The following is a 25,331-nucleotide window of genomic DNA, read 5'->3' on the forward strand; positions in this document are numbered from 1 at the left end:
GGGTTACCTAATCTGGCCCCGCCGACGGGCCCGCGGGCCTCCCCGCACCGGTCCGCGGGCCTCCCCGCGGCGGGCCCACGCCCCTCCCCGGAGACCGCCCCGCTCCCGGCCCTGCCTAGACTTACCCGCCATGAAGAGCGAGCCTGTCGTACAGGTCAAGGGCCTGGTGAAGCGGTACGGCACCAAGACCGCACTCGACGGCCTCGACCTGGTTGTCCCGGCCGGCGCGGTGACCGCGGTCCTCGGACCGAACGGCGCCGGGAAGACCACCACGATCGAGACCTGCGAGGGCTACCGCCGCCCCGACGCGGGTTCCGTGCGGGTCCTCGGCCTCGACCCCGTCACCGAGGCGGAGAAGCTCCGCCCCCGGATCGGCGTCATGCTTCAGTCCGGAGGGGTCTATTCGGGTGCACGGGCCGAGGAAATGCTCCGGCACATGGCCCGACTGCACGCCCACCCCCTGGACGTCGACGCCCTGATCGAGCGCCTGGGCCTCGGCGGCTGCGGGCGGACCTCCTACCGCCGGCTCTCCGGCGGCCAGCAGCAGCGCCTCTCGCTCGCCATGGCGGTCGTCGGCCGCCCCGAGCTGCTGTTCCTGGACGAGCCGACCGCGGGCCTGGACCCACAGGCCCGCCGCTCCACCTGGGACCTCGTACGGGAGCTGCGCGCCGACGGCGTGTCGACCGTCCTGACCACCCACTTCATGGACGAGGCCGAGGCGCTGGCCGACGACGTCGCGATCGTCGACGCGGGCCGGGTGATCGCGACGGGCAGCCCCGAGCAGCTGTGCCGGGGCGGCGCCGAGAACACCCTGCGCTTCACCGGCCGCCCGAACCTGGACCTCGGCTCGCTGCTCAAGGCGCTGCCGGACGGCAGCGGGGCGGCCGAGCCGGTCCCGGGGACGTACCGCATCACCGGACGGATCGACCCGCAGCTGCTGGCCACCGTCACCTCCTGGTGCGCCCAGCACGGCGTCATGCCGGACGGCATCTCCCTGGAGCGGCACACCCTGGAGGACGTCTTCCTCGAACTGACCGGCAAGGAGCTGCGCGCATGAGCGCCGGTACGTACGCCCCCCGCCCGGGGGCCGCCCCGCTGTCCCGCATGATCGCCGCGCAGACAGCGCTGGAGACGCGGATGCTGCTGCGCAACGGCGAGCAGCTGCTGCTGACGGTGATCATCCCGGCGCTGCTGCTGGTGCTGTTCGGCGCGGTCGACATCGTGGACACCGGCTCGGGCGAGTCGGTCGACTTCCTGACGCCCGGCATCCTCGCGCTCGCGGTGATGTCGACGGCCTTCACCGGCCAGGCCATCGCCACCGGCTTCGAGCGGCGCTACGGGGTGCTCAAGCGGCTCGGCGCCTCTCCCCTGCCGCGCTGGGCCCTGATGACCGCGAAGACGCTGTCGGTACTGGTCACCGAGGTGCTCCAGATCGTGCTGCTGACGGTGATCGCCTTCGCGCTCGGCTGGTCGCCGCACGGCAACCCCTTCGCCGTCCTGCTGCTCCTGGTGCTGGGCACCGCGGCCTTCTCCGGGCTCGGACTGCTGATGGCGGGGACGCTGAAGGCCGAGGCGACACTCGCGGCCGCCAACCTGGTCTTCCTGCTGCTGCTGGTCGGCGGCGGGGTGATCGTGCCGCTGGACAAGTTCCCGGACGCGGTGCGGTCCGTGCTGGACCTGCTGCCGATCTCGGCGCTCTCGGGCGGGCTGCGGGACGTGCTCCAGCACGGGGCGTCCATGCCCTGGGGCGATCTCGGGATCCTGGCGGTCTGGGCGGTACTGGGGCTGGGCGCGGCGGCGCGCTTCTTCCGCTGGGAGTGAGCGGCCGCTGACATTCCGGTGATGTCCGGAGTCGTCCGGGAACGACCCCACCCCTCGTGAAAACATGCACAAGCCCCGGCCTACGATGGTGCGCGTGGAAACCCCCCTCTCCTACATCGCCAAGCGCTGGACGCCGTCCACCAAGGTGGTACGGCGCGCCGCGCTCTCCGCGGTCGTGATGACCGTGTTCATCATCATCACGGGCGGTGCCGTCCGGCTCACCGGCTCCGGCCTGGGCTGCGACACCTGGCCCAAGTGCACCGACGACAGCCTCTTCGCCACGCCCGAGCAGGGTCTGCACGGCGCCATCGAATTCGGCAACCGGATGCTCACCTACGTCCTGTCGGCCGCGGTCGGCTGGGCGATCATCGCGGTGCGCTCCGTCAAGCCCCGCCGCCGCGGACTGTCGCGGCTCGCCTGGTCGCAGTTCTGGCTCGTGATGGGGAACGCCGTCATCGGCGGGATCACGGTCTGGGCCGGCCTCAACCCGTGGTCCGTGGCCGGGCACTTCCTGCTGGCCAACGGCCTGCTCACCGTCGCCGTCATCACCTGGGTGCGGGTCGGCGAGGGTGACGGCCCGGCCGTCCCGCGCGCCCCGCGCCCGGTACGCAACCTGTCCTGGGCCATCGTCGCCACCACGGTCCTCCTGATCGCCCTCGGCACGACGGTCACCGGTTCCGGCAAGCACGCCGGTGACAGCAGCGACGTCCCGCGCATGCCGTGGGACTGGAACGCGGCGGCGCATGTGCACGCCATCGGCGCCTGGGTGGTCTGCGCCCTGTCCATCGCCATGTGGCTGGCCCTGCGGATGGTGGACGCGCCCGCCGACACCCGGGCACGCTCCCGTGACCTGCTGATCGTGCTGGTGGCGCAGGGCGCGATCGGCTACGTGCAGTACTTCAGCGATGTCCCCGAGGTCCTGGTCGGCATCCACATGTTCGGCTCGTCCCTGATGTGGATCGCCGTACTGCGGCTGGCGCTGAGCATGCGGGAGCGGGCTGCCGTGGCCGCCCCGGTGCCGGCCCCGTCCGCCGAACGGCCGGAGACCGCGCCCACGCCCACGAGCTGAACCCGGGGCGGCGGCCCGCGCCCGTCGCCCTCACCCCGGACAGCGAAACGCCGCCCCCGGTCTGCCGGAGGCGGCGTTTCGGCGTCCCTGACCCACCCGGCGCACGGGTGCGTACGGCCCGACGGGTGAACTCCGGCTCCGGGTCCGGTCCGGGCCCGTGTGCTGCACGGGCCCGGGTGCCGTCCGCTGCCGGAGCGAGCGGATCAGCGGTCGTTGGAGGGGCCGCCGACCTGGATGCCGGCCATCCTGGACCACTCGTACGGGCCGGTGCGGACCTTGGCCGCGAACTCGCCGTCGAAGGACTCGTGCATCGTGATCCCGGACTTCCGCGCGGCGTTCTCCGCGACGGCGTACGACGGTGCCACGAGGTCGCCCCAGCCGCCGTCCTCGCCGACGAGGACGATGCGGGTGCCGGTCTGCCCGATGTAGGCGAGCTGTCCCTCGGCGCCGCCGTGCGCCTCGGCGAAGGCGCCGATCTGCTTGGCGAGCTTCGCCGCCCTGCGCTCCGCACGGGCCGCCTGCCTGCTGTCCGCCCGCTGGGTCTCTGCCGTGTCTGCTGCCGTCTCTGCCATGCACAGGATGCTACCGACGGGTAGATCAAACGGCGACGGGCGGGGTACGTGGCCTGGGCCACGTACCCCGCCCGTGGAGGCAGGTGCCGCGTCAGCGGAGGAAGGGGTCCACCGCGACCGCGACGAAGAGGATCGACACATAGGTGATGGACCAGTGGAACAGCCGCATCTCCTTGAGCTTGCCACCGGTGACCCCGGCCTTGGCGCGGCTCTGGAGGCCGTGCGCCTCCCAGAGCCAGAACCCGCCGGCGAGTAGCGCCACCACCGTGTAGAACCAGCCGGTGTAGCCCAGCGGGGTCAGCAGGAGCGAGACGGCGACCATCACCCAGCTGTAGAGGACGATCTGGCGGGCGACCACCTGGTTGGAGGCGACGACCGGGAGCATCGGGACGCCGACCCGGGCGTAGTCCTCCTTGACCTTCATGGACAGCGGCCAGTAGTGCGGCGGCGTCCAGAAGAACATCACGGCGAAGAGGATGACGGCGGCCCACGACATCGAGTTGGTCACCGAGGACCAGCCGATGAGGACCGGGAGGCAGCCCGCGATTCCGCCCCAGACGATGTTCTGCGAGGTACGGCGCTTCAACAGCATCGTGTAGACGACGACATAGAAGAGGAGCGCGCCGAGCGCGAGCCACGCCGAGAGCCAGTTGACGAAGAACCCGAACCAGACGGTGGAAATCACCGCGAGGGCGATTCCGAAAGCCAGGCACTCGCGTGGGCTCACCATGCCGGTGACCAGCGGACGCTGCGACGTACGGTCCATCAACGCGTCGATATCACGGTCGATGTACATGTTCAGCGCATTGGCACCGCCCGCGGAAAGATATCCGCCGGTGGTGGTAGTGAGTACGAGCCACAGGTCTGGCACACCCTGAGCGGCGAGGAACATCACCGGAACGGTGGTGATGAGCAGCAGCTCGATGATCCGCGGCTTGGTAAGCGCCACGAATGCCTTGATGCGGGCCCCGAACGGGCGATGGCCCCCTGGGCTCGGAGTCAAGGCGACCCCTGCGGGTCGGGACTCGACGGCCGTCACGCACACCCCTGACAGAGAAATCCCAGCAAGCTCCGGGCGTGAAGGCCCGGTAAAGACTTGCGCGAACCAGTCCACTGTAGACGTTGCGGATACGCCGTTCTTCGCGGGGGTGGGGTCGTGTTGGGGTGGCGCCGTGGCGAACGGACGCATTCCGCCGGGAGGCGAAGTCGGCAGGTCGCCCGCACCCTGGAAAGTGCCCGGAAATCGAGCGTGGTGACGGGGGTAGGCTCGACAATGCCCGGTGCGGTAACAGCCACCGGTTACAACAGTGGAGAGGAGCCCTGACTCAGGGTGAGCACCAAGCCGACCACCACAGACCTCCAGTGGACCGAATTGGACCAGCGGGCCGTGGACACTGTCCGCGTCCTCGCCGCGGACGCCGTACAGAAGGTCGGAAACGGCCACCCGGGTACGGCGATGAGCCTGGCTCCCGCCGCGTACACCCTCTTCCAGAAGGTGATGCGGCACGACCCCGCGGACGCCGACTGGACCGGCCGCGACCGGTTCGTCCTCTCGGCCGGCCACACCAGCCTGACCCTCTACATCCAGCTCTACCTGGCCGGTTACGGCCTGGAGCTCGATGATCTGAAGGCCTTCCGCACCTGGGGTTCCAAGACGCCGGGCCACCCCGAGTACGGGCACACCACCGGTGTGGAGACGACCACCGGGCCGCTGGGCCAGGGTGTCGCCAACGCCGTGGGCATGGCCATGGCGGCGCGGTACGAGCGCGGCCTGTTCGACCCGGACGCGGCTCCGGGCACCTCCCCGTTCGACCACAACGTGTGGGTCGTCGCCGGTGACGGCTGCCTCCAGGAGGGCATCTCGTCGGAGGCGTCCTCGCTGGCCGGGCACCAGAAGCTCGGCAACCTGACCATGCTGTGGGACGACAACCACATCTCCATCGAGGGCGACACGGAGACCGCGGTCTCCGAGGACACCCTCAAGCGGTACGAGTCGTACGGCTGGCACGTCCAGCGTGTCGACCCGCTGCCCAGCGGCGACCTGGACCCCAAGGGTCTGTACGACGCGCTGCTGGCGGCCAAGGCGGAGACCGGGCGCCCCTCGTTCATCGCGGCCCGTTCGATCATCGCCTGGCCGGCCCCGAACGCCCAGAACACCGAGGCCGCGCACGGCTCGGCGCTCGGCGACGACGAGGTCGCGGCCATCAAGCGGGTCCTGGGCTTCGACCCGGAGAAGACCTTCGAGGTCTCCGACGAGGTCATCGGGCACACCCGTCAGGCACTGGACCGCGGCCGTGAGGCCAAGGCCACCTGGGAGAAGTCCTTCGCCGCGTGGCGCACCTCCCAGCCGGAGCGCGCCGCCGAGTTCGACCGGATCGCCGCGGGCGAGCTGCCCGAGGGCTGGGAGGAGAAGCTCCCCGTCTTCGAGCCGGGCAAGAGCGTCGCCACCCGTGCCGCTTCCGGCAAGGTGCTCCAGGCGCTCGGCGGGATCATCCCCGAGCTGTGGGGCGGCTCCGCCGACCTCGCGGGCTCGAACAACACCACGATCGACAAGAACTCCTCGTTCCTCCCGGTGGGCAACCCGCTGCCGGGCGCGGACCCCTACGGCCGCACGATCCACTTCGGCATCCGCGAGCACGCCATGGCCGCGGCCATGAACGGCATCGCGCTGCACGGCAACACCCGCATCTACGGCGGCACCTTCCTGGTGTTCTCCGACTACATGCGCAACGCCGTGCGCCTGTCCGCGCTGATGCACCTGCCGGTGACCTACGTGTGGACGCACGACTCGGTCGGCCTCGGCGAGGACGGTCCGACCCACCAGCCGGTGGAGCACCTGGCCGCGCTGCGCGCCATCCCGGGCCTGAACATCGTGCGCCCGGCCGACGCCAACGAGACCACGATCGCCTGGCGCGAGATCCTGCGCCGCTACACCAAGGTGTTCGGCAAGGGCGCCCCGCACGGTCTGGCGCTCACCCGGCAGGGCGTGCCGACGTACGAGGCGAACGAGGACGCGGCCAAGGGCGGCTACGTGCTCTTCGACGCCGACGGCGGCGAGCCGCAGGTCGTGCTGATCGGTACCGGCTCCGAGGTGCAGCTCGCCGTGGAGGCGCGCGAGCAGCTCCAGGCGGCCGGTGTGCCGACCCGGGTCGTCTCGATGCCGTCGGTCGAGTGGTTCGAGGAGCAGGACCAGGCGTACAGGGACAGCGTTCTGCCGCCGTCCGTGAAGGCCAGGGTCGCCGTCGAGGCGGGCATCGGTCTGACCTGGTACCGGTACGTCGGGGACGCCGGCCGGATCGTGTCGCTGGAGCACTTCGGTGCGTCGGCCGACGCGAAGGTGCTGTTCCGCGAGTTCGGCTTCACCGCCGAGCACGTGGCCGCCGCCGCGCGGGAATCTCTCGCCGCCGCCGCGCGCTGACGCCGGTATATACGACTAGTAGGAGATGCATTTCTCATGACAGACGCACTCAAGCGCCTCTCCGACGAGGGCGTGGCGATCTGGCTCGACGACCTGTCGCGCAAGCGGATCACCTCCGGCAACCTCGCCGAGCTGATCGACCAGAGCCACGTCGTGGGTGTCACGACCAACCCGTCGATCTTCCAGAAGGCGATCTCCTCGGGTGACGGTTACGAGCAGCAGCTCACCGACCTCGCCACCCGCAAGGTGACCGTCGACGAGGCCATCCGGATGATCACGACGGCGGACGTCCGTGACGCCGCCGACATCCTGCGTCCGGTCTTCGACGCGACGGACGGCCAGGACGGCCGGGTCTCCATCGAGGTGGACCCGCGTCTGGCCCACCACACCGCGCCGACCGTCGCCGAGGCCAAGCAGCTGGCCTGGCTGGTGGACCGGCCGAACACGCTTATCAAGATCCCGGCGACGAAGGCCGGTCTGCCGGCGATCACCGAGGTCATCGGCAAGGGCATCAGCGTCAATGTGACGCTGATCTTCTCGCTGGAGCGCTACCGCGAGGTCATGGACGCCTACCTGGCGGGCCTGGAGCAGGCGAAGGCCGCGGGCCTGGACCTCTCCAAGATCCACTCGGTGGCGTCGTTCTTCGTGTCCCGGGTCGACAGCGAGATCGACAAGCGGCTCGACGCGCTGGGCACGGACGAGGCCAAGGCGCTGAAGGGCAAGGCGGCGCTCGCCAACGCCCGTCTCGCCTACCAGGCGTACGAGGAGGTCTTCTCCTCGGACCGCTGGGCCGCGCTCGACAAGGGCCAGGCCAACAAGCAGCGTCCGCTGTGGGCCTCGACCGGCGTCAAGGACCCCGCGTACAAGGACACGCTGTACGTCGACGACCTGGTCGCCCCCGGCACGGTGAACACCATGCCCGAGGCCACGCTGGACGCCACGGCGGACCACGGACAGATCATCGGCAACACCATCGCCGGCACCTACGAGCAGGCACGCGCCGAGCTCGACGCCGTCGAGAAGCTCGGGATCTCCTACGACGACGTCGTGGGGGTCCTGGAGGACGAGGGCGTCGAGAAGTTCGCGGTGTCCTGGAACGACCTGCTCACGTCCACTGAGGCGGAGCTCAAGCGCCTCGCCCCTTCGGAGGGCTGACCACCTTGTCTGGTGTTCCCGGAGCCAACCCGCTTCGTGACGCCCAGGACCGACGGCTCCCGCGTATCGCGGGGCCGTCGGGCCTGGTCATCTTTGGCGTCACGGGCGATTTGTCCCGCAAAAAGCTGATGCCCGCTGTCTACGACCTGGCCAACCGCGGCCTGCTGCCGCCGGGCTTCTCGCTCATCGGCTTCGCCCGCCGCGAGTGGCAGGACGAGGACTTCGCCCAAGAGGTCCACGACGCCGTCAAGCAGCACGCCCGTACCCCCTTCCGCGAAGAGGTCTGGCAGCAGCTCATCCAGGGGATGCGCTTCGTCCAGGGCAACTTCGACGACGACGACGCCTTCGAGACCCTGAAGGCCACCATCCAGGAACTCGACAAGGCACAGGGCACGGGCGGCAACTTCGCCTTCTACCTGTCCGTGCCGCCGAAGTTCTTCCCCAAGGTCGTCCAGCAGCTCAAGAAGCACGGGCTCGCCGACCAGAAGGAAGGCTCGTGGCGGCGTGCCGTCATCGAGAAGCCGTTCGGCCACGACCTCACCAGCGCGCAGGAGCTCAACCAGCTCGTGCACGACGTGTTCCCGCCCAACGAGGTCTTCCGGATCGACCACTACCTGGGCAAGGAGACGGTCCAGAACATCCTGGCGCTGCGTTTCGCCAACACGATGTTCGAGCCCATCTGGAACCGCTCCTACGTCGACCACGTCCAGATCACGATGGCCGAGGACATCGGCATCGGCGGCCGGGCCGGGTACTACGACGGCATCGGCGCGGCCCGTGACGTCATCCAGAACCACCTGCTCCAGCTGCTGGCGCTGACCGCGATGGAGGAGCCCGGCTCCTTCCACCCGAAGGCGCTGGTGGCCGAGAAGCTCAAGGTGCTCACGGCCGTCGAGCTGCCGGAGGACCTGGGCAAGCACACCGTGCGCGGCCAGTACGCGCACGCGTGGCAGGGCGGCGAGGAAGTCCCCGGTTACCTGGAGGAGGACGGTATCGACCCCAAGTCGACGACCGACACCTTCGCGGCGATCAAGCTCACGATCAACAACCGCCGCTGGGCGGGCGTGCCGTTCTATCTCCGGACCGGAAAGCGGCTCGGCCGCCGGGTCACCGAGATCGCGGTCGTCTTCAAGCGGGCCCCGTATCTGCCCTTCGAGTCCGGCGCGACCGAGGAGCTGGGCGGCAACGCCCTGGTCATCCGGGTCCAGCCGGACGAGGGGGTGACCGTGCGGTTCGGTTCCAAGGTGCCCGGCACCTCGATGGAGGTCCGGGACGTCACGATGGACTTCGCGTACGGCGAGTCCTTCACGGAGTCGAGCCCCGAGGCGTACGAGCGGCTGCTGCTCGATGTGCTGCTCGGCGACGCCAACCTCTTCCCCCGCCACCAGGAGGTCGAGCTCTCCTGGACCATCCTCGACCCGATCGAGGAGTACTGGGACACGCACGGCAAGCCCGCGCAGTACGCGGCCGGCACCTGGGGTCCGGCCGAAGCCGACGAGATGCTCGCACGCGACGGACGGAGCTGGCGCCGGCCATGAAGATCGATCTCACGGAAACCACGTCCAGCAAGATCAACCAGGCCCTGGTGTCGGCCCGCCGGGCCATCGGCACCCCGGCCATCGGCATGGTGCTCACGCTGGTCATCGTCACCGACGAGGAGAACGCGTACGACGCGCTCAAGTCGGCGGGCGACGCCTCGCGCGAGCACCCCTCGCGCATCATCGCGGTGATCAAGCGGCTGAGCCGCTCGCCGCGCAGCCGCCGCGACGCCCGGCTGGATGCCGAGGTCCGGGTCGGTTCCGACGCGGGCACCGGCGAGACCGTCGTCCTGCGTCTGCACGGCGAACTGGCCAACCACGCCCAGTCGGTGGTCCTGCCACTGCTGCTGCCGGACGCCCCGGTCGTGGTGTGGTGGCCCGAGGGCGCGCCCGCCGAACCGGCGAAGGACCCGCTGGGCGCCCTCGCCCAGCGCCGGATCACGGACGCCTACTCCGCCGAGCGCCCGCTCGACGAGCTGGCGGTCCGCGCGGCGACGTACCACCCCGGCGACACCGATCTGGCCTGGACCCGCATCACGCCGTGGCGTTCGATGCTGGCCGCCGCGCTGGACCAGCAGCCCGCCGAGGTCACCGCCGCGACCGTCGAGGGCGAGAGCGACAACCCCAGCTGCGAACTGCTCGCCATGTGGCTCGCGGACCGGCTGGGGGTCCCGGTGGAGCGCACGCTCTCCGGCGGTCCCGGTCTGACCGCGGTCCGGCTGGACACGAAGGACGGCGTCATCGTCCTGGACCGCGCCGACGGCTCACTGGCCACGCTCTCCATGGAGGGCCAGCCGGACCGCGCGGTGGCGCTCAAGCGACGGGAGCCCGCCGAGCTGCTCGCGGAGGAGCTGCGACGGCTCGACCCGGACAACACCTATGAGTCCGCGGTGAAGTTCGGTGTGGAGCGCCTCGCCGGTCCGCCACAGGCACCGGCGGCGAAGACCGTCCGGGCGGCGGAGCCGGCCGCGGACCGGTCGGCGAAGCAGCCGGCCGGCGACGCGCCGAAGGCCGCCGCGAAGAAGGCCCCGGCCAAGAAGGCGGCGTCCAAGTGACGGTCCCCCAACTGGTCGTGCACCGCGACAAGGAGCTGATGGCGCAGGCCGCGGCTGCCCGGCTGATCACGAAGATCGTGGACGCCCAGGCAGCGCGCGGCAGCGCCTCGGTGGTGCTGACCGGTGGGCGCAACGGCAACGGTCTGCTGGCCGCACTCGCCGCGGCGCCCGCCCGGGACGCGGTCGACTGGGCGCGGCTCGACCTGTGGTGGGGCGACGAGCGGTTCCTGCCCGAGGGTGACCCCGAGCGCAATGTCACGCAGGCCCGCGAGGCCCTGCTGGACTCGGTACCGCTGGACCCGGCCCGGGTGCACGCGATGCCGGCCTCCGACGGCCCGTACGGCGGTGACGCGGACGAGGCGGCCGAGGGGTACGCCGCCGAACTCGCCGCCGCGGCGGGGCCGGAGGACCACGGCCCCGTACCGACGTTCGACGTGCTGATGCTGGGCGTCGGCCCGGACACACATGTCGCGTCGCTCTTCCCGGAGCTGCCCGCGGTACGGGAGACCGTGCGCACCGTCGTCGGTGTGCACGGCGCCCCGAAGCCGCCGCCGACCAGGGTCTCCCTCACGCTGCCCGCGATCCGGGCGGCGCGCGAGGTGTGGCTGCTGGCGGCGGGCGAGGACAAGGCGGAGGCCGCGGCCATCGCGCTGTCCGGTGCCGGGGAGATCCAGGCACCGGCGGCGGGGGCGTACGGACGCTCCAGGACGCTGTGGCTGCTGGACGCCCCGGCGGCCTCGCGGCTGCCGCGTGCGCTGTATCCGCCGGCCTCTTCCTGAGAGGCCGTCAGCAGGACGGTAAGGAGGCCCGGTTCGCTCATCGAGCGGCCGGGCCTCCGTCATGACCCGCACCGTGAAAGGCTCGGCCCATGGTGCACATCGGAAGCGTGGTGATGGGCGCGTCGGACGTGGCGCGGGCGGCGGCCTTCTGGAAGGCGGCGCTGGGCTATGTGGAGCGCGAGCCCGCGACGGACGACTGGGTGGTACTGGTCCCGGACGGGGGCACGGGGGCCGGGCTGTCGCTGGGGCGCAGCGAGTCCCCGGTGCAGGAGGTCCCGCGGGTCCATCTGGACCTCTACTCCGCCGCTCAGACCGCCGAGGTGGAGCGGCTGGTCGCGCTCGGCGCGGTCCGGGTGGCGTGGGAGCTCTACCCGCCGGACCCGGACTTCGTCGTGCTGGCCGACCCCGAGGGGAACAGGTTCTGCGTGATCGATACGGAGCACGGCGGCTGACCGCCTCAGACGTCCTTCGGGGAGTGCTCCGGCGTCCTCGGGGCGTGCTCGGGCGCCGGGGTGGGCCCGAGCGTCGCCGGGGTGCGCTCCGGGCTCCTCGGGGTGCGCTCCAGGAAGGGTTCCAGGAGGCCGGGGACGGCTTCGGCGGCGAAGGTGAGGCCCTCGCCCGCGTCGGTGTCGTACGCCGTGTAGGCGCCCGCTCCGGCGGCCGTGGTGGCCGTGACGCTCAGCAGTCCGGCCCGCCGCTGGAAGTACGACTGCTTGACCGTCCAGCCGATCACCCCGGCCCGTTCCAGGGCCGCGGTGGAGCGCCGTAGGGTGCCCGACCGGGTCACCAGGTACCGGCCGCCGACGGCATGTCCGAGCGCCCGGTAGGCGTCCAGCGCGAGCAGGACCGCGACGGGCGGGAACACCACCGCGCAGACGAGCGCGATCCAGAGCAGGACGGGCGTGAGCAGCGCCCCGAGCACGGCCAGCACCAGGGCGGGAGCGAGGGTCGACCAGAGCGCCCAGCGCAGTCTCCGGCGGCGGGCGGCACGGGGGTGCCCGGTGAGCGGGACCCCGGTCGGGGTGTGTGTCTCCCGCAGCACCTCGGCGGCGACGCTGTCGGCCAACTGCCGGGGCACGGGCGGGAGCAGGGTGTTGTGGTCGGCGTTCTTCGAGTCCTCGTCCTTGGCCATCCCGGTGGTGATCGCGTCCAGCCGGGCGGCGCCCAGCAACCGGACGCCGAGCGGCTCCACGAGGTCCACCCCGTGCAGCCTGGCCTCCTCGACGGAGATGGACCGGGTGGTCAGCAGCCCGCGCCGGACCCGCAGGGTGCCACCCGGCTCACGCTCCAGGCGGTAGTTCCACCACATCTCGACCCAGAGTCCGAGCGCTCCGACGGCCCCCGCGACGACGGCCGCGACGACCAGGGTCACGACCGTCCAGAGCACCGGGGTGTCCCGGAAGCGGTCGCCGACCCAGGCGATGACCTGGCGCTGTGCCCCGACCCACTCGCTGACCTGGAGCACCGCTCCTGCCGCGGCTCCGCCGAGCATCGGGGCGACGAACGAGACCGGGGCGTAGCGGATCCACCGCGGGTCGAGGGTGGCCAGCTCACCCTCTCGGTGGGTGCCTTCGGCTCCGGTGGCGGTGCGTTCCAGCAGGAGCCTGCGCAGCCGTTCGCCCTCGCCGCGGGTCACCGGGTCGAGTTCCAGGGTGGATTCACCGCCGGTGTGCTCCCCGGTGCCGATCTTGACCGTGACGAGGCCGAGGAGACGCAGCATCAGGTGGGCGGTGAGGTCGACGCTGCGGATGCGTTCGCGGGCCAGGGAGCGGCGTTTGACGAGCAGGAGGCCGGTGTGGAGGTCGACGCGTTCGGGGCCGACGCGGTAGCGGGTGCGGCGCCAGCGGACGTAGTCACCGGCCGTCGCGCAGCCGATCAGCAGGACGGCTCCGGCCAGCACCCACAGCGCGGCCGTTCCCGTCCCGAGCCGGCCGGAGAGACCGACGGTGGTCGGTACGGCCGCGCCCGCCACGACGCCCGCCGTGACGAGCGCGGTGACGAGCACCGTACGGGGGTGCAGGCGGCGCCAGTCGTCCACCGCGCTCATGTGGCGTCGCCGGGGGTGTCCTGGGTGATCCGGGTCAGCCGCTCGGCCAGCTCCGCCGCCACCTCGTGGTCCAGTCCCTCGATCTTCACCGCGCCCTTGGCCGACGCGGTGGTGACGGTGACCGTGGCGAGCCGGAAGAGCTGTTCCAGCGGACCGCGCACGGTGTCCACGGTCTGGATGCGGGACATCGGCGCGATCCGCCACTCCTGCCACAGGACACCGGTGCGGACGTACACCGCGTCCTCGGTGACCTCCCACCGGTGCGTACGGAACCACCACAGGGGGAGAAGGACGGCACAGGCCGATCCGGCCGCCGCCAGCACCGCGGCGGGCAGCAGCAGCCAGAGGCGGGCGGGCTCGATGAGCGCGCCCAGCACACCGAGCACCACGACCGGCAACGCGGTCAGCAGCGCCCACTGGGCCCGCCACCAGCCGACGGCCCGCCCGTCCAGTCTGTTGTTCGGCGGCCGGAGCCGTACCGTCCCCTCCCCCTGCGGCATCGGCTCAGCGCCCCCGCAGCGTGCGGTAGGCGGCGACCAGCGCGGCGGTGGAGCTGTCCAGCTGCTCGCCGCCGGTGCCCTCGGTCAGGACCGGCTCGATCTTCCTGGCGAGGACCTTGCCGAGCTCGACGCCCCACTGGTCGAAGGAGTCGATGTTCCAGACGGCGCCCTGGACGAAGACCTTGTGCTCGTAGAGCGCGATCAGCTGGCCGAGGACCGAGGGGGTCAGCTTGTCGGCGAGGATTGTGGTCGTCGGGTGGTTGCCCCGGAACGTCTTGTGCGGAACCAGCTCCTCGGGCACCCCTTCCGCACGGACCTCGTCGGGCGTCTTGCCGAAGGCGAGGGCCTGGGTCTGGGCGAAGAAGTTGGCCATCAGCAGGTCGTGCTGGGCGATCAGTCCGGGCAGCAGGTCGTGCACCGGGGCGGCGAAGCCGATGAAGTCCGCCGGGATCATCTTCGTGCCCTGGTGGATCAGCTGGTAGTAGGCGTGCTGGCCGTTGGTGCCGGGCGTGCCCCAGACCACCGGACCGGTCTGCCAGTCGACGGGGTTGCCGTCCCGGTCGACGGACTTGCCGTTGGACTCCATGTCCAGCTGCTGGAGGTACGCGGTGAACTTGGACAGGTAGTGGCTGTAGGGCAGCACCGCGTGCGACTGGGCGTCGAAGAAGGCGCCGTACCAGACACCCAGCAGGCCGAGCAGCAGCGGGGCGTTCTCCTCGGCGGGCGCGGTACGGAAGTGCTCGTCGACGAGGTGGAAGCCGTCGAGCATCTCGCGGAACCGCTCCGGGCCGATGGCGATCATCAGCGAGAGGCCGATCGCGGAGTCGTAGGAGTACCGGCCGCCGACCCAGTCCCAGAACTCGAACATGTTGGCCGTGTCGATACCGAAGTCCGCGACCTTCTCGGCATTGGTCGACAGCGCCACGAAGTGCTGGGCGACGGCGTCCTGACCGGCCTTCAGCTCGGTGAGCAGCCAGTCGCGCGCGGAGGTGGCGTTGGTGATGGTCTCGATCGTGGTGAACGTCTTGGACGCGACGATGAACAGCGTCTCGGCCGCGTCGAGGTCGCGGACCGCCTCGTGGAGGTCGGCGCCGTCGACGTTGGAGACGAAGCGGACGGTGAGCGAGCGGTCCGTGAAGGAGCGCAGCACCTCGTACGCCATGGCGGGGCCCAGGTCGGAGCCGCCGATGCCGATGTTCACGATGTTCTTGACGGGACGGCCGGTGTGACCGGTCCACTGCCCCGCCCTGACCTTCTCGGAGAAGGCGGCCATCTTGTCGAGGACGGCGTGCACGCCGGGCACCACGTTCTCGCCGTCGACCTCGATCACGGCGTCGCGCGGGGCGCGGAGCGCGGTGTGCAGGACGGCCCGGTCCTCGGTGGTGTTGATCTTCTCGCCGCGGAACATCGCGTCCCGCAGCTCCGCGACCCGGGTGGCGGCGGCGAGCTCGCGCAGCAGGCGGAGCGTCTCGTCGGTGACCAGGTGCTTGGAGTAGTCGAGGTGGAGGTCGCCGACCCGCAGGGTGTAGGCGCTGCCGCGGTCCGGACTGTCCGCGAACAGCTGTCGCAGATGGGTCCCGCCGAGCTCTTCACGGTGCTTGCCGAGAGCCGTCCACTCGGGCATCTGATTGAGCCTGGTTCGGCTTTGTGCGTTCATCGCGGATATCAGCCCACTTCTTCTCGTACTTGCGCATCCCCGCTGCCCCTCCAACCTAATTGATCCGAGGTCATCGGGGCGCGAGGGCGGGCTGCGGCACGGGAATCACGGGCGACTGCGCGGGAATTGCAGTCCGGCCGGACACCCTGGGGTGCCCGGCCGGTGAACGTCTTCTAGATTTCGCCGCGGAGTTTGGCAAGTGCCTCGGCGAGAATGGCTTCGCCGTCCGCGTCACTGCGCCGTTCCCGTACGTACGCCAGATGCGTCTTGTACGGCTCGGTGCGGGGCGGGTCCGGCGGGCTGTCCCGGTCCTGGCCGGCCGGGAAGCCGCAGCGCGGGCAGTCCCAGGTCTCCGGTACCTGCGCGTCATGGGCGAAGCTCGGCTGCGTCTCGTGCCCGTTCGAGCACCAGAAGGAGATGCGGAGGCGCGGTGCGGACTCGCCCCGCTCGGCCTCCCCCATCGGCCCCGCTCCGACCCGGCTTCCCCGAATCGCGTTGCCACTTGCCACGGTCGTAACTCCCTGCGTGATGGTGCTCGAAGATGCCCCAGTCTACGTAAGGCCCAACGCGCGTCCAGTGAAAGGAGTTACACCCTCACCGGGATTCGCGGACGACGGGTCAGTTGTCCAGCTTGATCAGCAGACCAAGGACCACAATGCAGGCGAACCAGCCCAGACCGACCACGACGGTGATGCGGTCGAGGTTGCGCTCGGCGACCGAGGAACCACCGACGGAGGACTGCATACCGCCACCGAACATGTCGGAGAGGCCGCCGCCCTTTCCCTTGTGCATCAGCACCAGCAGCATCAGCAGCAGGCTGAAGACGATCAGGGCGATCTCGAACCCCAAAATCACGGCTGGTCCCTACTTTCCGGAATTCTTAGGACTGCATGTACGGACAACGGGGGCCGGAGGGTGTTACCCCCTCGGCCCCCGCAAGGGTACGACGGATCCGCGCTAGCGCATACTCACTGGTCGCGGAAGCGGACGATCTTGACGAACTCGTCGGTGTCCAGCGCGGCGCCGCCGATCAGGGCACCGTCCACGTCCGGCTGAGCCATGATGGCCGCGACATTGCCGGACTTCACCGAGCCGCCGTACTGGATGCGGACGGCGTCGGCCAGCTCCTGCGAGTACAGCTCGGCCAGCCGGCGGCGGATCGCTCCGCACACCTCCTGGGCGTCCTCGGGGGTGGCGACCTCGCCGGTCCCGATGGCCCAGACCGGCTCGTAGGCGATCACGATGGACTCGGCCTGCTCGGCCGGGATGTCCTTGAGGGCACCGTCGAGCTGCGCGAGCGTGTAGGAGACCTGGTCACCGGCCTTGCGGATGTCCAGGCCCTCGCCGACGCAGAGGATCGGGGTCAGGCCGTGCTTGAACGCGGCCTTCACCTTGGCGTTGCAGACCTCGTCGGTCTCGGCGTGGTACTGGCGGCGCTCGCTGTGGCCGACGGCCACGTACGTGCACTTCAGCTTGGCGAGCATGGCGCCGGAGATCTCACCGGTGTACGCGCCGGAGTCGTGCGCCGAGATGTCCTGGGCGCCGTACTTGATCTTCAGCTTGTCGCCGTCGACCAGGGTCTGCACGGAGCGCAGGTCGGTGAAGGGCGGCAGGACGGCGACCTCTACGGCGTCGTAGTCCTTGTCGGCGAGGGCGAAGGCGAGCTTCTGGACGTGAGCGATGGCCTCAAGGTGGTTGAGGTTCATCTTCCAGTTGCCCGCCATCAGCGGGGTGCGGGTGGTCATGAAGAGTCAGTCCTCCAGTGCGGCGAGGCCGGGAAGCGTCTTGCCCTCGAGGTATTCGAGGCTGGCGCCGCCACCGGTCGAGATGTGGCCGAATGCGTTCTCGTCGAAGCCCAGGATGCGGACGGCGGCGGCGGAGTCGCCACCGCCGACGACGCTGAAGGCCGGGGAGTCGACGAGTGCCTGGGCGAGCGCGCGCGTGCCCTCGGCGTAGTCGGGGTGTTCGAAGACGCCCATGGGGCCGTTCCAGAAGACGGTGGCCGCGTCGGCGAGCTTCGATGCGTACAGCTTGCGGGTCTCGGGACCGAGGTCCAGACCCTGCCGGCCGGCCGGGATGGCGTCGGCGGCGACCGTGCTCGGGTGGGCCGGGGCCTTGGTCTTCAGGTCCGGGAACTCGCCCGCGACCAGGACGTCGACGGGGAGCACGAACTCCACGCCGAGCTCCTGGGCACGCTTGAGGTAGCCCTGGACGGCCGGGACCTGGTCCTCCTGGAGCAGCGAGTTGCCGACCTCGTGGCCCTGGGCCTTGAGGAAGGTGTACGCCATGCCGCCGCCGATCAGGATGCGGTCGGCCTTCTCCAGCAGGTGGTCGATGACCCCGAGCTTGTCGGAGACCTTGGCGCCGCCGAGGACGACGGCGTACGGCCGCTTGACGTCGGAGGTGAGCTTCTTCAGTACGCCGACCTCGGTGGCGATGAGGAAGCCCGCGTAGTGCGGCAGCCGGGCCGGGAGGTCGAAGACCGAGGCGTGCTTGCGGTGGACGGCGCCGAAGCCGTCGCCCACGTACACATCGGCGAGCTCGGCCAGCTGGTCGGCGAAGGCACCGCGCTCGGCGTCGTCCTTCGCCGTCTCACCGGCGTTGAAGCGCAGGTTCTCGATGACGGCGACCTGGCCGTCGGTGAGCGCGGCGACCGTGGCGCGGGCGGACTCGCCGACGGTGTCGGTCGCGAAGGCGACGTCCTTGCCGAGGAGCTCACCCAGGCGGGCGGCGGCGGGCGCCAGCGAGAAGGCCGGGTCCGGGGCACCCTTGGGGCGGCCCAGGTGCGAGGCGACGATGACCCGCGCACCGGCGTCGGCGAGCTTGGCGACCGTCGGGACGACGGCCCGGATGCGGCCGTCGTCGGTGATGGTGGTGCCGTCGAGCGGCACATTGAGGTCGGCGCGGACGAATACCCGCTTGCCCGCGACCCCTTCGGCGAGAAGTTCGTCGATCGTCTTCATCAGTTCCGTTACTCCTTGCAACGACGGATGAGCATGCAAGGGGGCTCGAACGGCGCCGCGTTGCGCCGTTCGAGCCCCACTCTCACATCGAGATGCCTGCCGATCCGAGGATCAGAGCTGGCCGCCGACGAAGACGGTCAGGTCGACGAGGCGGTTGGAGTAACCCCACTCGTTGTCGTACCAGCCGAGGATCTTCACCGTCTTGCCTTCCTGAACCATCGTCAGGGAGGAGTCGAAGGTGCAGGACGCCGGGTCGCCGACGATGTCGGACGAGACGATCGGGTCCTCGGTGTAGGCCAGGAAGCCCTTGAGGTCGCCGTCGTCGGACGCCTTCTTGAACGCGGCGTTGACCTCGTCCTTGGTGACTTCGCGCTGCAGCTCCACGACGAGGTCGGTGGCGGAACCGGTCGGGACCGGGACGCGCATCGCGATGCCGTCGAGCTTGCCCTTGAGCTGCGGAAGGACCAGGGCGGTGGCCTTGGCGGCACCCGTCGTGGTCGGAATGATGTTCTCGGCCGCGGCGCGGGCGCGACGCAGGTCCGAGTGCGGGAAGTCCAGGATGCGCTGGTCGTTGGTGTACGCGTGGACCGTCGTCATCAGGCCCTTGACGATGCCGAAGTTCTCGTCGAGAACCTTGGCCATCGGCGCCACACAGTTGGTGGTGCAGGAGGCGTTGGAGATGATGTGGTGGTTGGCCGCGTCGTACTTGTCCTGGTTGACGCCCATCACGATGGTGATGTCCTCGTCCTTGGCCGGAGCCGAGATGAGGACCTTCTTGGCGCCACCGGCGATGTGCTTCTCGGCGTCGGCCTTCTTGGTGAAGATGCCGGTCGACTCGATCACGATGTCGACACCCAGCTGACCCCAGGGGATGTCGGCCGGGTTGCGCTCGGAGAGCACCTTGATGGTGTGACCGTCGACGGTGATGGTGTCGGCGGTGTGGCTCACCTCTGCCTTGAGACGACCCAGAATGGTGTCGTACTTCAGCAGGTGGGCCGTGGTCGCAGTGTCACCCAGGTCGTTGACAGCCACGATCTCGATGTCCGCACCCTGCTCCAGCAGCGCGCGGAAGTAGTTACGACCGATGCGGCCAAAGCCGTTGATGCCTACGCGGATCGTCACGAACCGATCTCCTCGTTAGGTACGCCGGTTTTCGACGCCGGCGAGTTGTATGGGATGTCCCCGACCGCCTCCGACCCTACCTCTCCAAGGGCCCGGGAGTGACATCGAGAGGGCCGGACGAGCAGGCGGGCCCGTACTCCCGAGTAGGAGTACGGGCCCGGAGTCCTTTGGTCCCTACGCGGCCCGGGACCTTGGTCCCGGGCCTGTGGGAGGCGGTACGGAGCATCGGCTCCGGAGGGTTCGCGGCGCCTTCCCGAAGAGGTCGCGGCGCCTTCGCGAAGGGGTCCGGCGACCGGTCGGCGCGGTCGTGTGCTGCCGGCCCGCGCCGGGTCCCGGCGGGGCGGTCACGGCCTGGGTCGGCTCGGGCGCCCGGGTACCGGCCGGGCGGTCACGGCCTGGGTCGGCTCGGGCGCCCGGGTACCGGCCGGGCGGTCACGGCCTGGGTCGGCTCGGGCGCCCGGGTACCGGCCGGGCGGTGCGCAGGGGCCCGGTCAGCCGACGAGGCCGTCGGCCAGCTCCTCGCTCAGGGTGGACTCCGTCCCCGGGATACCCAGGTCCTGGGCCCGCTTGTCGGCCATGGCCAGCAGTCGGCGGATCCGGCCCGCGACCGCGTCCTTGGTCAGCGGCGGGTCGGCGAGCGCGCCCAGTTCCTCCAGGGACGCCTGCTTGTGCTCCATGCGCAGGCGTCCGGCTGCCGCGAGGTGCTCGGGCACCTCCTCGCCCAGGATCTCCAGCGCGCGCCCCACCCGGGCCCCGGCCGCCACCGCGGCCCGTGCCGAGCGGCGGAGGTTGGCGTCGTCGAAGTTGGCCAGCCGGTTCGCCGTGGCCCGGACCTCGCGCCGCATCCGGCGCTCCTCCCAGGCCAGCACCGACTCATGGGCGCCGAGCCGGGTCAGCAGCGCGCCGATCGCGTCGCCGTCCCGGACGACGACACGGTCCACGCCGCGCACCTCGCGCGCCTTCGCCGCGATGGAGAGCCTGCGGGCCGCACCGACCAGTGCGAGCGCCGCCTCCGGACCCGGGCAGGTCACCTCCAGCGAGGAGGAGCGGCCCGGCTCGGTGAGCGAGCCGTGCGCCAGGAACGCCCCGCGCCAGGCCGCCTCCGCGTCGCAGGTGGCCCCCGAGACCACCTGCGGGGGGAGCCCGCGGATGGGACGGCCGCGGCCGTCCACCAGGCCGGTCTGGCGGGCCAGCTGGTCACCGCCCGCCACCACGCGGACGACATAGCGCGAGCCGCGCCGCAGCCCGCCGGGAGCCATCACGATCAGTTCGGAGCTGTGCCCGAAGATTTCGAGAATGTCGCGCTTGAGCCGGCGCGCCGCCATCGCGGTGTCCAGCTCCGCCTCGATCACAATCCGGCCGCTCACCAGGTGCAGCCCGCCCGCGAAACGAAGAATCGCCGAGACTTCTGCCTTCCTGCAGCAGGTCCGGGTGACGGGAAGCCGAGAGATTTCGTCCTTCACCGCTGGCGTCATCGCCATGGGCCGATCCTTCCATGCATCCGAAAAATACGGTCGTACGCGGCGGCCAACAGCTCCGGATCATGAATCGGAACGCCGTCGGGTGAGGCCACAGGCGCCAGCTCGACCGCGGCACCGAGCCGTTTTGCGGCATCGGCGAGGGACTCGCGATCGGGCACGGCGGCCTCGTCGGCCAGCACCACGTCCAGGGCGAGTTTAGGGGCGTGTCGTCCCAAAACCTCCAAATGACGCTGCGGAGAGAAGCCATCTGTTTCACCGGGTTGTGGCGCGAGGTTCAGCGAAAGGACCTTCCGGGCCTTCGTGGAGACCAGCGCGTCGAGCAGATCCGGCACCAGCAGATGGGGAATCACGGAGGAGAACCAGGAGCCGGGGCCGAGCACCACCCAGTCCGCGTCGAGGACGGCCTCGACCGCTTCGGGGACGGCCGGCGGGTCGATCGGGACGACGTGCACGGACTGCACCTCGCCCGGAGTGAGCGCCACCGTCGCCTGGCCACGCACCGTGACGATGTCCTCGGGGCGGTCGGGGTCGTGCCCCCGTACCAGCGCCTGGAGCTCCAGCGGCACGGCCGACATCGGCAGCACCCGGCCGTGCGCGCCGAGCAGCTTGCCGACCAGGTCGAGAGCCTGGACATGGTCGCCGAGCTGCTCCCAGAGGGCGACGATCAGCAGATTGCCGACCGCGTGCTCGTGCAGATCGCCCTTGGACACGAAGCGGTGCTGGATGACCCGGGACCAGGTCTGGCCCCAGTCGTCGTCACCGCAGAGCGCGGCGAGCGCCTTGCGCAGGTCGCCGGGCGGCAGGACGCCCAGCTCCTCGCGCAGCCTGCCGCTGGAGCCCCCGTCGTCGGCGACGGTGACCACGGCCGTGAGATCGCCGGTGATCCGGCGCAGCGCCGCGAGGGACGCCGACAGTCCCATGCCGCCGCCGAGCGCGACGACCTTGGGCTGCGCGCCGCGCTTGCGGCCGGAGAGCGCCGAGGTGGCTCTGCTGAGTCTCCGCAGACGCAGATTGCGCCCGGTCACTCGCGCCCCATGTCCCGGTGGACGAGTACGGTCTCGATCCCCTCCGTGGCCAGCCGGGCGGCGAGCTTCTCCGACATCGCGACCGAGCGGTGCTTGCCGCCCGTGCACCCGACGGCGATGGTCACGTACCGCTTGCCCTCGCGGCGGTAGCCCGAGGCGATCAGCTGGAGCAGTTCCGTGTACTGGTTGAGGAATTCCTTGGCGCCCGGCTGGTCGAAGACGTACGCGGACACCTCCTCGTTGAGACCGGTGAACGGGCGCAGCTCCGGGACCCAGTGCGGGTTGGGCAGGAACCGGCAGTCCACGACCAGGTCGGCGTCGACCGGCAGGCCGTACTTGAAACCGAACGACATCACCGTGGCCCGCAGCTCCGGCTCCTCGTCGCCCGCGAACTGGGCGTCCATCTTGGCCCGCAGTTCGTGCACGTTGAGGCTGGAGGTGTCGATCACCAGGTCGGCGTCGCCGCGCAGCTCGCGCAGCAGATCGCGCTCGGCCGCGATGCCGTCGACGATCCGGCCGTCGCCCTGGAGCGGGTGCGGGCGGCGCACCGACTCGAAGCGGCGCACCAGGGCGTCGTCGGAGGACTCCAGGAAAACGATCCGCCTGGTGACGTGCTTGGCCTCCAGGTCCGCGAGGGACTCCCGGAGGTTGTCGAAGAAACGGCGGCCCCGCACGTCGACGACGACGGCGATCCGGGCCACATTGCCCTGCGAGCGGGCGCCGAGCTCCACCATGGTGGGGATCAGCGCGGGCGGCAGATTGTCGACGACGAACCAGCCGAGGTCCTCCAGACACTTGGCGGCGGTGCTGCGCCCGGCGCCCGACATCCCGGAGATGATCACCAGTTCGGGAATGGCTGCCGTGGCGGTCTCGCCCGTCTCGTTCGCGGTGCCCGTACTCACGTCTGCTGCTCCGTCTGCTCGGTCTTCGTGCTCGTGTTCATGGTCGCGCTCGGGTCCGTGCGCGGGCGCGGTGTCGTTCTCGGTCTCGTGCGTGTGCTCATTCATGACGTGCCCCCGTCGTCCTCTTCAATGATCTCTCCTGTGGCCGTGTTCACGGCAGGCGCGGCCGGGGCGGTCGAGGCGAGGGCGGCGGCCACCGATTCCGCCGTCCTGCGGCCTATCCCCGGGACCTCGCAGATCTCATCGATTGTCGCCTGCCTCAGCTTCTTCACCGAGCCGAAATGCTTGATCAGCGCCTGTTTCCGGGTCTCGCCGAGGCCGGTGACGTCGTCCAGGGGGCTGCTGCGGATGCGCTTGGCCCGCTTGGCCCGCTGGTAGGTGATGGCGAACCGGTGCGCCTCGTCGCGGACGCGCTGGAGGAGGTAGAGGCCCTCGCTGGAGCGGGGCAGGACGACGGGGTCGTCGTCACCGGGCAGCCAGACCTCTTCGAGGCGTTTGGCCAGCCCGCAGACGGCGATGTCGTCGATCCCCAGTTCGTCCAGGGCGCGCTTGGCTGCGGCCACCTGGGGCTGCCCGCCGTCGACCACGACGAGCTGCGGCGGATACGCGAACCGCTTGGGACGGCCGTCGTCCTCGCGGGGCTCGCTCTCCCCGGCACCGGGGTCGTGCTCGGCGGGACCGGGCTCCCCGGCGGGCCCCGGTGCGGGGACGGGACCACTGGGTGCGGGACCGGCGGGCGCCGGTGCGGGGACGGGCCCCGTGGGCGCCGGGCCGGATTCCTGGGGTTCCTCCCACTCCCCCGTCCGCTCCTTGTCCTGGAGATAGCGCTTGAAGCGGCGCCCGATCACCTCGTGCATCGAGCGGACGTCGTCCTGGCCCTCGAAGCCCTTGATCTGGAAGCGGCGGTACTCGCTCTTGCGGGCGAGCCCGTCCTCGAAGACCACCATGGACGCCACCACGTCGTCGCCCTGGAGGTGGGAGATGTCGTAGCACTCGATGCGCAGGGGCGCCGTGTCGAGGCCGAGCGCCTCGGTGATCTCCTCCAGGGCGCGGGAGCGGGTCGTGAGGTCGGAGGCGCGCTTGGTCTTGTGCAGTCCGAGCGCCTGCTGGGCGTTGCGCTGGACGGTGACCATCAGGTCCTTCTTGTCGCCGCGCTGCGGGATGCGCAGGCTGACCTGGGAGCCCCGGCGGTCGGCGAGCCACTGGGCGACCGCTTCGGTCTCCTCGGGGAGGGCCGGCACCAGGACCTCCTTGGGGACCGAGTCGCCCGTCTCCTCGCCGTACAGCTGCTGGAGGGCGTGCTCGACCAGGCCCGAGGTGTCGACCGCCTCGACCTTGTCCGTGACCCAGCCGCGCTGGCCGCGCACCCGGCCGCCGCGGACGTGGAAGATCTGGACGGCCGCTTCCAGCTCGTCCTCGGCGACGGCGATCAGGTCGGCGTCGGTGGCGTCGGCGAGGACGACGGCGCTCTTCTCCATGGCCCGCTTGAGCGCTTCGGCGTCGTCGCGGAGCCGGGCGGCCCGCTCGTACTCCATCTCCTCCGCCGCCGCCATCATGTCCTTCTCCAGCCGGCGGATGTACGTCCCCGTCCGGCCGGCCATGAAGTCGCAGAAGTCCTCGGCCAGTTCGCGGTGCTCCTCGGGGGTGACCCGGCCGACGCAGGGGGCCGAGCACTTGCCGATGTAGCCGAGGAGGCAGGGGCGGCCGGTCCTGGCGGCGTTCTTGAACACGCCCGCGGAGCACGTACGGACGGGGAAGACGCGGAGCATCAGGTCGACGGTCTCGCGGATCGCCCACGCGTGCCCGTACGGGCCGAAGTAGCGCACGCCCTTCTTCTTGGCGCCGCGCATGACCTGGACCCGCGGGAAGTCCTCGTTGAGCGTGACCGCGAGGTAGGGATAGCTCTTGTCGTCGCGGTACTTGACGTTGAACCGGGGGTCGAACTCCTTGATCCAGGAGTACTCCAGCTGGAGCGCCTCGACCTCGGTGGAGACGACGGTCCATTCGACGGAGGCGGCCGTCGTGACCATCGTGCGGGTACGCGGGTGCAGACCGGCCAGGTCCTGGAAGTAGTTGGCCAGGCGCTGGCGCAGGTTCTTCGCCTTCCCGACGTAGATCACCCGGCGGTGCTCGTCGCGGAACTTGTAGACCCCCGGGGAGTCGGGGATCTGTCCCGGCTTGGGGCGGTAGCTGGAGGGGTCTGCCATGTCTCACACCCTACTTGCGG

General features: G+C 70.6%; 23 protein-coding genes. 9 read left to right on the top strand and 14 right to left on the bottom strand.

Annotated elements, in window-relative coordinates; translation table 11 throughout:
• Positions 1-130: 130 nt before the first annotated feature.
• The 3 genes from OG251_RS09130 to OG251_RS09140 all read left to right on the top strand — a co-directional run bounded on the left by OG251_RS09130 (position 131) and on the right by OG251_RS09140 (position 2,890).
• Positions 131-1,057: an ABC transporter ATP-binding protein gene (locus OG251_RS09130; RefSeq protein ID WP_326676686.1), complete on the top strand. Its 927-nt coding sequence runs from the start codon at positions 131-133 to the stop codon at positions 1,055-1,057.
• The gene (locus OG251_RS09135; protein ID WP_326676687.1) at positions 1,054-1,821 is read left to right on the top strand and encodes an ABC transporter permease; all 768 of its coding nucleotides are present in this window, start codon (positions 1,054-1,056) and stop codon (positions 1,819-1,821) included. Before OG251_RS09130 ends, OG251_RS09135 begins: the two co-directional genes overlap by 4 nt.
• A gap of 85 nt (positions 1,822-1,906) precedes the next feature.
• Entirely contained in the window at positions 1,907-2,890 is a 984-nt protein-coding gene (locus OG251_RS09140) for a COX15/CtaA family protein (RefSeq protein ID WP_326676688.1), read from the top strand.
• A 203-nt stretch (positions 2,891-3,093) separates the two neighbouring features.
• On the opposite strand, the gene OG251_RS09145 is transcribed toward OG251_RS09140, so the two are convergent.
• Together OG251_RS09145 and OG251_RS09150 are read right to left on the bottom strand one after the other, a co-directional pair.
• Positions 3,094-3,462: a hypothetical protein gene (locus OG251_RS09145; RefSeq protein WP_326676689.1), complete on the bottom strand. Its 369-nt coding sequence runs from the start codon at positions 3,460-3,462 to the stop codon at positions 3,094-3,096.
• Between the two features lie 91 nt (positions 3,463-3,553).
• The gene (locus OG251_RS09150; RefSeq protein WP_266808225.1) at positions 3,554-4,507 is read right to left on the bottom strand and encodes a heme o synthase; all 954 of its coding nucleotides are present in this window, start codon (positions 4,505-4,507) and stop codon (positions 3,554-3,556) included.
• 285 nt (positions 4,508-4,792) lie between these two features.
• On the opposite strand from OG251_RS09150, the gene tkt reads away from it, so the two are divergent.
• From tkt to OG251_RS09180, 6 genes are all read left to right on the top strand, one after another.
• Positions 4,793-6,880, top strand: coding sequence for a transketolase (gene tkt / locus OG251_RS09155; RefSeq protein WP_326676690.1), 2,088 nt, complete (start codon positions 4,793-4,795; stop codon positions 6,878-6,880).
• A 36-nt stretch (positions 6,881-6,916) separates the two neighbouring features.
• On the top strand, positions 6,917-8,035 hold the full coding sequence (gene tal / locus OG251_RS09160) for a transaldolase (protein ID WP_073720284.1): 1,119 nt from the start codon (positions 6,917-6,919) through the stop codon (positions 8,033-8,035).
• Between the two features lie 5 nt (positions 8,036-8,040).
• Positions 8,041-9,573: a glucose-6-phosphate dehydrogenase gene (gene zwf, locus OG251_RS09165; RefSeq protein ID WP_266808221.1), complete on the top strand. Its 1,533-nt coding sequence runs from the start codon at positions 8,041-8,043 to the stop codon at positions 9,571-9,573.
• Positions 9,570-10,628 carry a glucose-6-phosphate dehydrogenase assembly protein OpcA gene (gene opcA / locus OG251_RS09170; protein ID WP_326676691.1) on the top strand — a complete coding sequence of 353 codons (1,059 nt, stop codon included), beginning with the start codon at positions 9,570-9,572 and terminating at the stop codon, positions 10,626-10,628. Before zwf ends, opcA begins: the two co-directional genes overlap by 4 nt.
• Positions 10,625-11,407: a 6-phosphogluconolactonase gene (gene pgl / locus OG251_RS09175; protein ID WP_326676692.1), complete on the top strand. Its 783-nt coding sequence runs from the start codon at positions 10,625-10,627 to the stop codon at positions 11,405-11,407. The genes opcA and pgl overlap by 4 nt, the downstream gene beginning before the upstream one ends.
• An 89-nt stretch (positions 11,408-11,496) precedes the next feature.
• Positions 11,497-11,859: a VOC family protein gene (locus tag OG251_RS09180; protein WP_326676693.1), complete on the top strand. Its 363-nt coding sequence runs from the start codon at positions 11,497-11,499 to the stop codon at positions 11,857-11,859.
• A gap of 5 nt (positions 11,860-11,864) precedes the next feature.
• Here OG251_RS09180 and OG251_RS09185 read toward each other — a convergent pair whose 3' ends face one another.
• The 12 genes from OG251_RS09185 to uvrC all read right to left on the bottom strand — a co-directional run bounded on the left by OG251_RS09185 (position 11,865) and on the right by uvrC (position 25,311).
• Entirely contained in the window at positions 11,865-13,454 is a 1,590-nt protein-coding gene (locus OG251_RS09185; RefSeq protein WP_326676694.1) for a PH domain-containing protein, read from the bottom strand.
• Positions 13,451-13,954 carry a PH domain-containing protein gene (locus OG251_RS09190; RefSeq protein WP_326676695.1) on the bottom strand — a complete coding sequence of 168 codons (504 nt, stop codon included), beginning with the start codon at positions 13,952-13,954 and terminating at the stop codon, positions 13,451-13,453. The genes OG251_RS09185 and OG251_RS09190 overlap by 4 nt, the downstream gene beginning before the upstream one ends.
• A 4-nt stretch (positions 13,955-13,958) precedes the next feature.
• The gene (gene pgi, locus OG251_RS09195; RefSeq protein WP_326676696.1) at positions 13,959-15,611 is read right to left on the bottom strand and encodes a glucose-6-phosphate isomerase; all 1,653 of its coding nucleotides are present in this window, start codon (positions 15,609-15,611) and stop codon (positions 13,959-13,961) included.
• A 173-nt stretch (positions 15,612-15,784) separates the two neighbouring features.
• The gene (locus OG251_RS09200) at positions 15,785-16,120 is read right to left on the bottom strand and encodes an RNA polymerase-binding protein RbpA (RefSeq protein ID WP_136207022.1); all 336 of its coding nucleotides are present in this window, start codon (positions 16,118-16,120) and stop codon (positions 15,785-15,787) included.
• Positions 16,121-16,229: 109 nt separating this feature from the next.
• Positions 16,230-16,466: a preprotein translocase subunit SecG gene (gene secG / locus OG251_RS09205; RefSeq protein ID WP_018104607.1), complete on the bottom strand. Its 237-nt coding sequence runs from the start codon at positions 16,464-16,466 to the stop codon at positions 16,230-16,232.
• Positions 16,467-16,579: 113 nt separating this feature from the next.
• A complete protein-coding gene (gene tpiA / locus OG251_RS09210; protein WP_326676697.1) occupies positions 16,580-17,356 on the bottom strand; it encodes a triose-phosphate isomerase in 777 nt (258 codons plus the stop codon).
• A 6-nt stretch (positions 17,357-17,362) separates the two neighbouring features.
• A complete protein-coding gene (locus OG251_RS09215) occupies positions 17,363-18,574 on the bottom strand; it encodes a phosphoglycerate kinase (RefSeq protein WP_326676698.1) in 1,212 nt (403 codons plus the stop codon).
• Positions 18,575-18,685: 111 nt separating this feature from the next.
• Positions 18,686-19,696, bottom strand: coding sequence for a type I glyceraldehyde-3-phosphate dehydrogenase (gene gap / locus OG251_RS09220; RefSeq protein ID WP_266808207.1), 1,011 nt, complete (start codon positions 19,694-19,696; stop codon positions 18,686-18,688).
• Positions 19,697-20,187: 491 nt separating this feature from the next.
• Positions 20,188-21,177 carry a DNA-binding protein WhiA gene (whiA, locus tag OG251_RS09225; RefSeq protein ID WP_030919772.1) on the bottom strand — a complete coding sequence of 330 codons (990 nt, stop codon included), beginning with the start codon at positions 21,175-21,177 and terminating at the stop codon, positions 20,188-20,190.
• A complete protein-coding gene (locus OG251_RS09230; RefSeq protein ID WP_326676699.1) occupies positions 21,168-22,202 on the bottom strand; it encodes a gluconeogenesis factor YvcK family protein in 1,035 nt (344 codons plus the stop codon). Before OG251_RS09230 ends, whiA begins: the two co-directional genes overlap by 10 nt.
• The gene (gene rapZ, locus OG251_RS09235; RefSeq protein WP_326676700.1) at positions 22,199-23,209 is read right to left on the bottom strand and encodes an RNase adapter RapZ; all 1,011 of its coding nucleotides are present in this window, start codon (positions 23,207-23,209) and stop codon (positions 22,199-22,201) included. Before rapZ ends, OG251_RS09230 begins: the two co-directional genes overlap by 4 nt.
• Positions 23,206-25,311, bottom strand: coding sequence for an excinuclease ABC subunit UvrC (gene uvrC / locus OG251_RS09240; protein ID WP_326676701.1), 2,106 nt, complete (start codon positions 25,309-25,311; stop codon positions 23,206-23,208). The genes rapZ and uvrC overlap by 4 nt, the downstream gene beginning before the upstream one ends.
• Between the last annotated feature and the right edge of the window lie 20 nt (positions 25,312-25,331).

This window comes from Streptomyces sp. NBC_01237 (genome assembly GCF_035917275.1).
Lineage (GTDB): Bacteria > Actinomycetota > Actinomycetes > Streptomycetales > Streptomycetaceae > Streptomyces.